Source organism: Burkholderia sp. Bp9016, from assembly GCF_003857765.1.
Classification (GTDB): Bacteria; Pseudomonadota; Gammaproteobacteria; order Burkholderiales; family Burkholderiaceae; genus Burkholderia.
This window is the reverse complement of sequence record NZ_QTPY01000024.1, coordinates 82,780-93,710: the sequence shown is the minus strand read 5'-3', so window position 1 is coordinate 93,710 and position 10,931 is coordinate 82,780. Positions and strand designations below refer to the sequence as shown.

The window sequence follows — 10,931 nt, the reverse complement described above, 5'->3', positions numbered from 1 at the left end:
CTTCGGGCACTTCGGGCACTTCGGGCACTTCCGGCACTTCGGGCACTTCGGGCACTTCGGGCACTTCGGGCACCTCCGGAACGTCGGGCACCTCCGGCACGTCGGGCACTTCCGGCACCTCGGGTACTTCCGGCACTTCCGGCACGTCGGGTACTTCAGGCTCCGGCGTCACCCCGCTCGGCAACGTCCTCCAGAAAACCGGCAACCTCGTCACGTCGCTGGGCACGACCGTCGTCAACGGCGGCTCGCAAATCGGCGGCGTGCAGATCCCCGGCACGAACCCGACGACGGCCACCAGCGTCGGCAACGCGGTCGCGAGCCTCGGCAACGGCGTGCAGTCGCTCGGCAACGGCGTCGCGGCCGGCCTCGGCTCGATCGGCGTGTCGGCGAACCCGCTCGGCCCGACGCTGACGTCGACCACCGGCCTGCTGACCGGCGCCGGCGGCGCCGTCAACAACCTCGGCGACGCAGTGAAGAGCCTCGGCTCGGGCCCGTTGTCGCCGCTCTCGCCCGTGACGACGCTCGTCGGCGATCTCGTCAACACGGTCGGCGGTGCGGTCAACTCGACCGCATCGGGCCTGAACACCGCGCTGAACAGCACGCCGGTCCAGCAACTCGAGACACAGGTCGGCAAGGTGATCAACCCGATCACCAACACGCTGACCGGCGGCGTCACGACGCCTGGCGTCACGCAGACGCTCGGCGACGCGACCATGCTCGGCGGCCCGCTCAGCGGCCTGCTGGGCGCGCTCGGCGGCGGCCTCGGCCTCGCCGGCTCGAAGATCGGCGGCGCCACGGGCAACCCGGTAGGCGACGGCCTCGGCAACAACGTGGGCCAGCTCGGCAACACGGTGACGTCGGCGGGCGGCCTGCTGACCAGCGGCAGTTCCAGCAGCGGCACCAACCCGCTCGCCCCAATCACGGGCCTGCTCGGTTCGCTGACGGGCGGGCTCGGCGGCCTCGGTTCGAGCGGCACCGGCGGCACGAGCGGCACCAGCGGCGGCCCGCTCGCACCGATTACGGGCCTGCTCGGCTCGGTGACGGGTGCGCTCGGCGGCCTCGGTTCGAGCGGCACGGGCGGAAGCAGCGGCACCAGCGGTTCGGGCGTTGGCGGCCTGCTTGCGCCGGTCACCAACCTCGTCAACGCGCTGACGCCGCTCGGCGCAAGCCTCACCGGCACGGTCACGACGCCGGGCGGCAGCCTGACCGGCAGCCTCGGCGGCGCGCTGACGAACGGCCCGATCGGCACGCTGACCGGTGCGCTCACGACGCCGGCCGGCGGTGCGGGCGCCATCGTGACGGCCAGCCCCGGCGGCGCGACCGGCACGGTGACGACGCCGGCCGGCAGCGGCACCGTCACGGGCGGCCTCTCCGGCAGCTCGAACGGCGGCGCTGCGGGCGGCGCGGCCAACCTGCTGTCGCCGGTGACGAACCTGCTCGGCGGCCTGCTCGGCGGCACCACCAAGAAGTAACGCTTCACGTATCAGAACCACAGGCCAATGGCCGGGCGCATACCAATCCAATGCCCGGCCAGCGGCCGGCGTCACCCCGCCGAAGCGGGGGACGCCGGCCAATATCCCGACGAGGATCCGATCATGAATTCCACGCTCGACGGCATCGCTGCGGTCCAGGACCGCCCGCCCCGTTCCGCCACGCCATTTCGCGCGGGCCTTCTCGGCATCACGGCCGGGCTCTTCGCGCTGTGGGTCACGCGCGACCACCCGACGCTCGACGCGGCCACGCGCGCGGTGATCGCGAGCCTCGCGATCATCGGCACGATCGCGCTGCACGAAATCTTCATCTCGCGCGTCTACCTGCGCCCGAGCGCCGGGCTGTCGCGGCAGGCCGTGCGCCCGCTCGCGCTGGCCCGCGTCGCGACGCGGCTCGGCGCGCTCGCGTCGATCTACGCCGGCATCGGCGCGATCTACTGGCTGCTGCCCGAGTATCACGGCGTGTTCTACCTGCCGTTCTGGTCGCTGCTGCGCTCGCTCGCGCCGTACGTGATCGTCGCCGCGCCGTTCTATTTCGCGTGGATGGATCGCCACCAGCGCGAAACCGACGACGCGTACCTGCTGTGGGGCCGCTTCCTGTTCCGCCGCGAGAAGCCCGCGAGCTGGCAGCCGGTGCGCGAAATGCTCGCCGGCTGGGGCGTGAAGGGGTTCTTCCTGCCGCTGATGATCGTCTACCTGTCGAAGGACGCCGATCACCTGAGCGCCTCGCTCGCGCACGCGGTGAACGCGCCGATGACGCTCGCGACCTTCGTGTTCCTGTACGACCTGTCGTTCACGATGGACCTGATGTTCGGCACCGTCGGCTACCTGTGCACGTTCCGCATCCTCGACAGCCACGTGCGCACCGTCGAGCCGACCACGCTCGGTTGGGTCGCCGCGCTGATGTGCTATCAGCCGTTCTGGTCGCTGATCTCGAACAACTACATCCGCTACGAAGGCACGCTGTTCTGGGACAACTGGCTGCTGTCCGCGCCGACGCTGCGCGTGATCTGGGGCGCGGTGATCATCCTGCTGCTGATGACCTACGCGCTGTCGACGATCTCGTTCGGGCTGCGTTTCTCGAACCTCACGAACCGCGGGATCATCACGTCGGGCCCGTACCGCTTCACGAAGCATCCGGCGTACATCACGAAGAACCTTTCGTACTGGATGGTATCGGTGCCGTTCGTCGAGCCGCTCGGCTGGCAGGTCGCGCTCATGCACTGCGCGGGGCTCGTCGCGATCAACCTGATCTACTACACGCGGGCGAAGACGGAAGAACGCCATCTGATGCGCGATCCGGACTATCGCGCATATGCGGAATGGATCGCGCAGCACGGGCTGTTTGCGCGGATCAGGCAGGCGTTCGGGGGGCGGCAGGCGGCGTGAGGCGACGACGGGCGGCCGGATGACCGAATGGCCGGACGGTCGACACACACGCTGGGCATCGCGTCGTCGCCCTCCGTCGCGCCGCTTCGACACGGCGATTGCGACGCCCACGCCGACGCAGGGACCGCGAGCGTACCCGTGCCGCCGACGCTCGGGCTCCGGACGCGGTAGAACAGCGCGTGCCCCGAGCCCGCCCCGCGCCTCACGCCGCGCGCGCACCGATGCGATAATCCGTCCGGTCCGCGCGACGCCGCCGCGCATTCCGCCAACCGATACGCTCTCCGATGTCCACCGAACCCCGAACCGATTCCGAGCGCCGCATCGACATCGTCGCGTTGTGCGGCAGCCTTCGTGCGCAGTCGTACAACGCCGCGCTGCTCGACGCGGCCGCGCGCGTCGCACCGCGCGGCATGCACATCACGCGCTTCGATCGCCTCGGCGAATTTCCGCTGTTCAATCCCGATGCCGAATTTCCGTCGCCGGCCGCGGTCCGCGACCTGATCGAGCGCCTGAACGCCGCCGACGGCGTGCTGATCTCGAGCCCGGAATACGCGCACGGCGTGACGGGGGTGATGAAGAATGCGCTGGACTGGGTCGTCGGATGCGAAGCCGTCGTGTACAAGCCGGTCGCGGTATTGAATGCGTCGCCGCGCGCAACGCATGCGGACGCGGCGCTGCGCGAGACGCTGTCGGTGATGTCGGCGCGCATCGTCGAACCTGCGTCGATCGCGCTGCCGATCCTCGGCAGCCAGCTCGATGCGGCCGGTATCGCCGCGCATCCGCCGTTCGCATCGGCGCTGGCCGATGCGTTGCACGCGCTGCGCGCGGCGATCGACATGCAGCCGCCACGCAACTGACGACGCGCGTTATCGCGCCCTGGGGCGCGTGGTCTTGCGCGCCGGCTTCGGCGATTTCGCCGGTTTCGCGGCCTTCGCGCGCGGCGCTTCCTTCTCGGGTTGCGCGCCGCCGCCGGCCAGATCCTCGAGCCACGCGAGCGCATCGATGTACGACAGGAATTGCTGCAGGTATTCCGGCGACAGCTCGCGCATCGTCGCGAGCGACCGGTGCACGAGGCTGTTCGAATTGAGCGGCCCCGCGTTGCGCGGCACCTGGTCGAGCGACTGGCGATACTGCTGCTCGGTGCGCACCTTCGACCATATCGTGCGGAAGTAGTCGATCAGTTCGGGATCGAGTCCGCGCCGGTCGGCCTGCGCATCGCGCGCGAGACGCTCGACGAGGCCGCCGAGCGCGCCGCGCGGGGGCATCTGCGCGGTTGCTTGCACACTCTCGCACGCAGTCGCCGCGTCGTCGGCCCGCGCGACGATCTCCGCAAAACCGTCCAGCAGCGTCGCGAGACGCGCATCGAGCAACGCGCGCGCATCGCCTTCCAGCGCGGCCACGCGCCTTTCGAGCGCGTCGAGCCGATGGAAGCGCACCGGGTCGAGCCGATCGGCGCCCTGCTCGCGCCAGGCGTCGAGCATTGCGCGTACCTGCGTCGCGTCGCCCGTCACTTCGCACGCCCTCCGTTCGACGCGGTCTTGCGCGGCACCGGCGCGATTTCCACGCGGCGGTTCTTCGCGCGGCCTTCATCGTCCGCGTTCGAGCTGACCGGCTGTTCGGAACCGAACGCGGCCGCGAACACCGACGATGCAGGCACGCCCGCATCGATCAGCGCGCGCGTGACGGTCAGCGCACGCTTGGCCGACAGTTCCCAGTTGTCCGCGAACTGGCGGTTGCCGGCGCGCACTTGCTGATCGTCGGCGAAGCCGCTGATCATCAGGATCTCGTCGCGCGTCTTCAGGTACGCGGCCAGCGGGCCGGCCAGCGTCTTCAGCAGATCGCTGCCCGCGGGCTGCAACTGATCGGAATTCAGCGCGAACAGCACGTTGCCGCTGATGCCGATGCGGCCGTTCACGAGCGTCACGCGGCCGGCCGCAAGCGGCCCGGCGAGCGCCTGTTCGAGCGACTTGCGCTGCTGCGCCTCCTGCTGACGCGCACGCACGGCCTCCTCGAGCTTCGACGTGAGCTGCAGCTGCATGCCGATCACGCCGACGAGGATCAGCACGAACGCACCGAGCAGCACCGACATCAGGTCGGCGAACGCGGGCCACACCGGCGCGGAAGGCGCGCCGTCGTCGATTTCGTCGTGCATGCGTTACGCTCCGACCGATGCCCGCCGCCCGGCGAGATGCTGCAGGTCTTCGACGATCTGCTTCTGCGACATCATGCTCAGGTCGATCACCTCGCGCGCCTGCGCGACGTAGTACTCGAGCTGCTCGTCGCTGCGCGCGAGCGATTTCTCGAGCGCGGCCTCGATGCGCTGCAGATGGGTCAGCAGCTTGTCGTTCGACTCGCCGAATACCTGCACGGCCGCGCCGAACGCATCGCCTAGGCTCGCGACCTCGACGGCGCCCGCCGTCACCTGCGCGGCGACCGAATCGAGCTTGCGCGTTTCGGCATCGACGGTGTCGTTGAAGCGCGCGCCGACGCGATCGAGCAAATCGGCCGACGTGCTGACGAGTGCGTCGATCGCGGTGCGTTGCTCGGTCGACGCGTGGTTGACCGCGCCGAGCAGCGTTTCGAGCGTCGCGAGCAGGCGGCCGCGCTCCTCGAGCATCTCGGTGTCGCGCACCATGCTGTCGGACAGGCGCTGGCGCAGCTCGGCGACGACGTCGGCCGCGGCCTTCGGTGCTTCCGACGCAGCCTGCACGAGGCGCGAGATTTCGTTGATCGTATCGCTCGCATGCACCTGCGCCTGCGCGGTGATGTCGTTCGCGGTGCGGGTCAGCGTGTCGCAGATGTCCTGCTGGCGCGTTTCGGCCTGCGCGCTCGTCCGCGCCCATTCGTCGCGCAGCGCGGCAGCCATCGCGGCGAGCGAGGCGTTCCAGGCGGACAGACGTTCTTCGTCGCGTGCGGCCAGTTGCGCTTGCAGGCCCGTGTGCGAATCGCGGATCGTCGACAGCAAATCGTTCGAGCGTTGCTCGAAGGTCGCCGCCTGTGCGGTCAGCTCGCGGGTGGTCTGCGCGAGGGCGTCGCAGATTTCCTGCTGACGGCCTGCGCTATGCACGCCTGCGCGTTGCCATTCGTCGCCAAGCTTCGTCGCCATTTCCGCGAGCGAGGCGTTCCACGTCGACAGACGTTCTTCGTCGCGTGCGGCCAGTTGCGCTTGCAGGCCCGTGTGCGAATCGCGAATCGTCGACAGCAGGTCGTTCGAGCGTTGTTCGAACGTCGCGGCCTGTGCGGTCAGCTCGCGGGTGGTCTGTGCGAGGGCGTCGCAGATTTCCTGCTGACGGCCTGCGCTATGCACGCCTGCGCGTTGCCATTCGTCGCCAAGCTTTGTCGCCATTTCCGCGAGCGAGGCGTTCCACGTCGACAGACGTTCTTCGTCGCGCGCCGCGAGTTGCGTTTGCAGGCCCGTATGCGAATCGCGGATCGTCGACAGCAAATCGTTCGAGCGTTGCTCGAACGTCGCCGCCTGTGCGGTCAGCTCGCGGGTGGTCTGTGCGAGGGCGTCGCAGATTTCCTGCTGACGGCTTGCGCTATGCGCGCCGGCGCGCTGCCACTCATCGCCGAGCTTCGCGGCCATCGCGGCAAGCGAAGCGTTCCACGCGGACAGACGCGCTTCGTCGCGTGCGGCCAGTTGCGTCTGCAGGTCCGCATGCGACTCGCGCATCGACGCAAGCGTCGCGCCCGAGTGCCGCTCGAACGTCGCGGCGGCTTCGCCCAGCGCGCGTGCATGCTGGCCGGCCAGCGTCTCGCCGACCTGCTCCTGACGTGCAAGCGCGTCGCGCCACGCATCGGACAAGCGGGTTTCGGTCGATTCGAGGCGCGTCGCGACGCCGTCGAGCAGGTCCGTCGAGCGCTGTGCAAAAGTGTCGGTGAACTGGCCGAGCGTCGTCTGCAACTGCTGCGCGACGGCGTCGCCGGCCCGGCGCTGCGCGTCGATCGCGCGGTTCCAGACGGCCGTCACGTCGCCGGTGGTCTTCTCGAAGCCGTCGGTCAGCCCGTCGAGCTGGCGCTGCACGGCGCCCGTCACGGTGTCGCGCAGCGCGGCCATCTCCTGCGCGAGCCCGGTCATCGTCGCCGCGACGACCGGCTGCAACGCGGCCCCGGCCACGCGCGCGCTTTCGGCCGCGCTCTCCTTCAATGCGTCGCCGACGTTCGACGCGAGGCCCGCATACGCACGCTCGGTGCGCTCGAAGAACGCCTGCTGGCTTTCGATCTGGCGGTCGTGCAGCGCAACGCTGCGCGCCTCGAGCGTCGCCATCATCGTCTGCAGCCGGTCGACCAGCGCCGGCATCACGTCGGCCTGGCGCTGCAGCAGCCGGAACGATTCGTCGCGCTGGTGCGCGGACGAATGCACGCGCAGCGTCGTCGCGATCTTCGCGTCGAGCTGCTGGCCCGCGTCGATCCGCTCGCGGCGCACGAGCGCGGACAACAGGCCGAGCATCGCGGATGTCGCCACGCCGGCGATCGACGTGCCGAACGCAAACCCGAGCCCCTTCACCGGCGCGATCAGCGATGCGCGGATCGCGTCGAGATCGGTCGCGCTTTCGAGCGCGGCGCCCGTGCCCTTCAGCGTGACGACCATCCCGAGCAGCGTGCCGAGCATGCCGAGCAGCACGAGCAGGCCGACGAGATACGGCGTGAGCGCCGGGCCGGGCAGCGCGACGCGCGCGCCCTCGACACGTGCACGCACGGCGCCGCGCAGGCCCGGGTGCAGCGTATCGAGCCACGTGTCGAGCCTGGCGGGCGGCTCGGTCAGGCCGGCCACCGCGTGCGACAGCGTGGCGGTCGCCTGGCGGTAGCGTTGCAGCTCCCACGCACCGGCGACGTAGCACGCGCCGATCAGCAGCGTGACGGCCGCCGCGAGCGGGTTCGACGCGGCATAGCCGGCGCCGATCCAGCACACTGCGAGCAAGCCGGCGATGAAGACAACGAGATCGAGACGAATTCTGGACATAGCGTATTGATTAGCAGGTACGAAGGGCCGCGAGCAGCCCGTCTACCGTTTGAAACCGGACTTCGAGTTCGGCGAGCAGGATGCCTTGCATCTCGTCGCGGAACGTGTCGAGCCACGTGCCGGGCACGATCGCCGCGGCGGACGGCACATCGGCCGCGGCCGCACCATCGCCATCGGCCGCTGCCTGCGCAGCGGCGAGCGCCTGCCGCTCCGCGTCGCGCAGCCGCTCGAAACGCGTGCCGAGCAGCGCGGCCACGGCGGACAGCAAGCTGCGCTCGCGGGCGCCGAGCACGCGTTCCATGATCGCGTCGAGCGCCGCGAGCCGCGCCATTCCGGACGAGCGCGCGGCGAGCGCGACCCGCAGGCGGCCGCGCAACTGGCCGATCGCGGTCTCCATCTCCTGTTGCAGGGACAGACAGCGTTGACGGAAGTCCGCGAAATCGGCCGTGTCGGCAGGTGGCGGCGGCATCTCGCCGGGGCGCCGCCGCGTGCGCGGGCGATTGGCGGTCGTGATCGCCTGCGCGAGTTCGTGGCGCACGCGCGCGCAGTCGCGCTCGGCGTCGTAACCACGCACGCCGGCCGCGACGCCGGGCGGGCTCGCACTGAGCGCGGACGACAACGTGATCGCGTCGGTCCAGCCAAGCCACTGGCTCAGGCGGTCCGACAGCGTCTGCCGTGATTCCGCGACGTCGGCATCGGTCAGGCGCGCGAGCAGCCGGACGAGCGTCGGACCGCTCAGCGCCGGGCGCGGGGGAGCTTGCACCATGCTGCAAACCGTCAAAAAAGGCAGCAGTTTACACGTCGTCGGGAGGTCGACCGCCAGAATCGGGGAAGCGGCCGGATTCGGCATACCGCGCAACGGGCGCGAATGCCCGCCGCACAAGGCTCGCGGGTCGACGGTGGGGGTGTGGAGTGTGCCGGTGCGATGCAGGCGACGCCGATGGCCGCCTGCCGAAACTGCTCCGCTATCGCCGCGGCCCACGGTCGGCATGGCCGGCGACGTTCGCTGAATCAGGATTCGGTCACCCGCGTGCGACGCCCGCGCGGCACCCGCCGGGGAGATGCGTGCCCGAGGCAGGCCGCCGCGGCGGGGGGCTTGCCGGGCACGTCATCGGCCATGAAACAAACCGGGCATCCGCCCGGCGATACCGCCGTCGCCGTCCGTCAGATGCCCGCCTTCGGCGCGTTCAGGATCAGCCGCAACCCGAGCAACGTGATCGCGCCGGCCGCGACGCGGTCGACCCACTTCTTCGCGCGCAGGTAGAGCTCGCGCGGACGGCGCGTGGAGAAGCACAGCGCGACGATCGTGTACCAGCCGAATTCGACGCCGAACACGAGCGGCGGCAGCGCCAGGTAGCACCACAGCGGCGGATGCTGCGGCAGGAGCGCGGCGAAGATGCTGCCGTACCAGATGGCCGTCTTCGGGTTGCTCAGCTGGGTCGTGAGGCCCGTCCAGAACGACTTGCGCGCGCTGCCGGCGACGCCGGCCTGCGGATCGTCCATCGCGATCGGCCGGTCGGCGCCGCGCCAGATCTTCGACGCCATGTAGATCAGATACGCGCCGCCCGCCAGCTTGAGCCCCACGTACAGCCATTCGACCGCCTGCAGCAGCGTGTAGAGCCCGGCCAGCGCGACGCCGCCAAACGCGATCCCGCCGACGCCCATGCCGAGCGCGGTGGCAAGCCCGTCGCGGCGCGACAGCCCGATCGAGTTGCGGGCCACCAGCACGAAGCTCGGGCCCGGAATCATCGCGCCAAGCCACAGCGCGGCCAGAATGGCGAGTACGGCAGCCGATGCAGTCATCGAAGTCTCCTGGAACAGTGACGCCGATGCGCCGGCGCCTGCGCGTCGTTTCCCGACGGTGAGGCCGATGATTCTGGCACGCTTCGCGGACCACCGAAAGCGTCCGCGCGCTGTTATGCTGGCTGCCGTTCCCGCCCTCCCGCACCGCCGCCATGATCGAGATCCGCGCCGCCCGCTATCCGGACGATGCCGCCGCCGTCGAAGCGATCTTCCGCGAGTACATCGCAAGCCCCGCCGTCAGCCTCGCGTTCCAGGACTACGAGCCCGAGCTCGCCGCGCTGCCGGGCAAATACGCGACGCCGCGCGGGCAACTGCTGCTCGCGTGGCACGGCGAGCGCGCGGTCGGTTGCGCGGCGTTTCGCGAAATCGACGCGGCAACGTGCGAGATGAAGCGCGTGTACGTGCGTCCCGAAGCGCGCGGACTGAACGTCGGCCGCCAGCTCGTCGAACGGCTGCTGCACGATGCGAAGGCGGCCGGCTATGCGCGGATGTGTCTCGACGTGCTGCCCGAGTTCGTCGCTGCAAGGCAACTGTATGCATCGCTCGGCTTCACGCCCGCGCCGCCCGTCGCGTTCAATCCGGTGCCGGGCACCGAATTTCTCGGCAAGGCTCTGTGATGGGTGCGGTGCGCGCGCCGGCCGCGGCGGTTCGCCGGGCTCTCGTTCCGTTTTTCGCCGCGTGGTGCTGCCATGCACACGCGGCCCCGCCACTGCCGCCGTCGGTCGCCGCGCAACTGCCGGCCGGCTACCTGCCGTTCGTCGCGCAGACGGGGCCGGCGCTCGCCGACGGGCGGCACAGCCTGCTCGTCGTCGTGCATCGCGCGGTGGATACGCGCGAGCGGCCGTCGCCGCGCCCGTTGCTCATCTACGAGGAACAGGCCGACCACACGTACCGGCTCACCGCGCGCAACGACAGCGTCGTGCTCCACGCGAACGACGCGCTGCAGTGCGACCCGTTCGATCCGGAAGACGCCGCCGACGGCGGGATCGCGGTGAAGGGGCGCTATTTCACGGTGCAGAACGACGTCGCGTGCGGGCAGCACTGGAGCGACTACGTGACGTTCCGCTACGACCCGCGCACGCATGGTTGGGTGTTCGCCAGCCAGATCTACACCGAATCGTTCCCGCTCGAGCCCGACAAGCCCGATTTCGTCAGCTCGGTGCGCGCCGATGCGCACCGGCCGGTGTCGTTCAGCCAGTGGCAACGCAAGGAATGAAGACTGCGCGCGGCGCGTTGTAATGCCGGCGCCTTCCTTCAACGCGATACGTCCCCGCCGCGCCGCACTC

At 70.1% G+C, this 10,931-nt stretch carries 10 protein-coding genes; 5 read left to right on the top strand and 5 right to left on the bottom strand.

Features of this window, described 5'->3' with window-relative positions:
* The first annotated feature begins 260 nt into the window (after positions 1–260).
* From DIE13_RS25865 to DIE13_RS25855, 3 genes are all read left to right on the top strand, one after another.
* Positions 261–1,472 carry a collagen-like triple helix repeat-containing protein gene (locus tag DIE13_RS25865; RefSeq protein WP_124829932.1) on the top strand — a complete coding sequence of 404 codons (1,212 nt, stop codon included), beginning with the start codon at positions 261–263 and terminating at the stop codon, positions 1,470–1,472.
* Between the two features lie 123 nt (positions 1,473–1,595).
* Entirely contained in the window at positions 1,596–2,879 is a 1,284-nt protein-coding gene (locus tag DIE13_RS25860) for an isoprenylcysteine carboxylmethyltransferase family protein (protein ID WP_124829931.1), read from the top strand.
* A 284-nt stretch (positions 2,880–3,163) separates the two neighbouring features.
* Positions 3,164–3,736: an NADPH-dependent FMN reductase gene (locus DIE13_RS25855; RefSeq protein ID WP_124829930.1), complete on the top strand. Its 573-nt coding sequence runs from the start codon at positions 3,164–3,166 to the stop codon at positions 3,734–3,736.
* A gap of 9 nt (positions 3,737–3,745) precedes the next feature.
* On the opposite strand, the gene DIE13_RS25850 is transcribed toward DIE13_RS25855, so the two are convergent.
* From DIE13_RS25850 to DIE13_RS25830, 5 genes are all read right to left on the bottom strand, one after another.
* Positions 3,746–4,390 carry a DUF2894 domain-containing protein gene (locus DIE13_RS25850; protein WP_124829929.1) on the bottom strand — a complete coding sequence of 215 codons (645 nt, stop codon included), beginning with the start codon at positions 4,388–4,390 and terminating at the stop codon, positions 3,746–3,748.
* A complete protein-coding gene (locus tag DIE13_RS25845) occupies positions 4,387–5,031 on the bottom strand; it encodes an OmpA family protein (protein WP_124829928.1) in 645 nt (214 codons plus the stop codon). Before DIE13_RS25845 ends, DIE13_RS25850 begins: the two co-directional genes overlap by 4 nt.
* A 3-nt stretch (positions 5,032–5,034) precedes the next feature.
* Positions 5,035–7,842: a DUF802 domain-containing protein gene (locus tag DIE13_RS25840; protein WP_124829927.1), complete on the bottom strand. Its 2,808-nt coding sequence runs from the start codon at positions 7,840–7,842 to the stop codon at positions 5,035–5,037.
* A gap of 10 nt (positions 7,843–7,852) precedes the next feature.
* Positions 7,853–8,608: a DUF3348 domain-containing protein gene (locus DIE13_RS25835; RefSeq protein WP_124829926.1), complete on the bottom strand. Its 756-nt coding sequence runs from the start codon at positions 8,606–8,608 to the stop codon at positions 7,853–7,855.
* A 398-nt stretch (positions 8,609–9,006) separates the two neighbouring features.
* Positions 9,007–9,645: a LysE family translocator gene (locus DIE13_RS25830; protein ID WP_096500028.1), complete on the bottom strand. Its 639-nt coding sequence runs from the start codon at positions 9,643–9,645 to the stop codon at positions 9,007–9,009.
* A gap of 152 nt (positions 9,646–9,797) precedes the next feature.
* Here DIE13_RS25830 and DIE13_RS25825 point away from each other — a divergent pair, with 152 nt between their 5' ends.
* Both DIE13_RS25825 and DIE13_RS25820 read left to right on the top strand, forming a co-directional pair.
* Positions 9,798–10,262 (top strand): GNAT family N-acetyltransferase, encoded by a 465-nt coding sequence (locus DIE13_RS25825; RefSeq protein ID WP_124829925.1) that lies wholly within the window; start codon positions 9,798–9,800, stop codon positions 10,260–10,262.
* Positions 10,262–10,861: a hypothetical protein gene (locus DIE13_RS25820; RefSeq protein ID WP_261323825.1), complete on the top strand. Its 600-nt coding sequence runs from the start codon at positions 10,262–10,264 to the stop codon at positions 10,859–10,861. The genes DIE13_RS25825 and DIE13_RS25820 overlap by 1 nt, the downstream gene beginning before the upstream one ends.
* Positions 10,862–10,931: the final 70 nt, after the last annotated feature.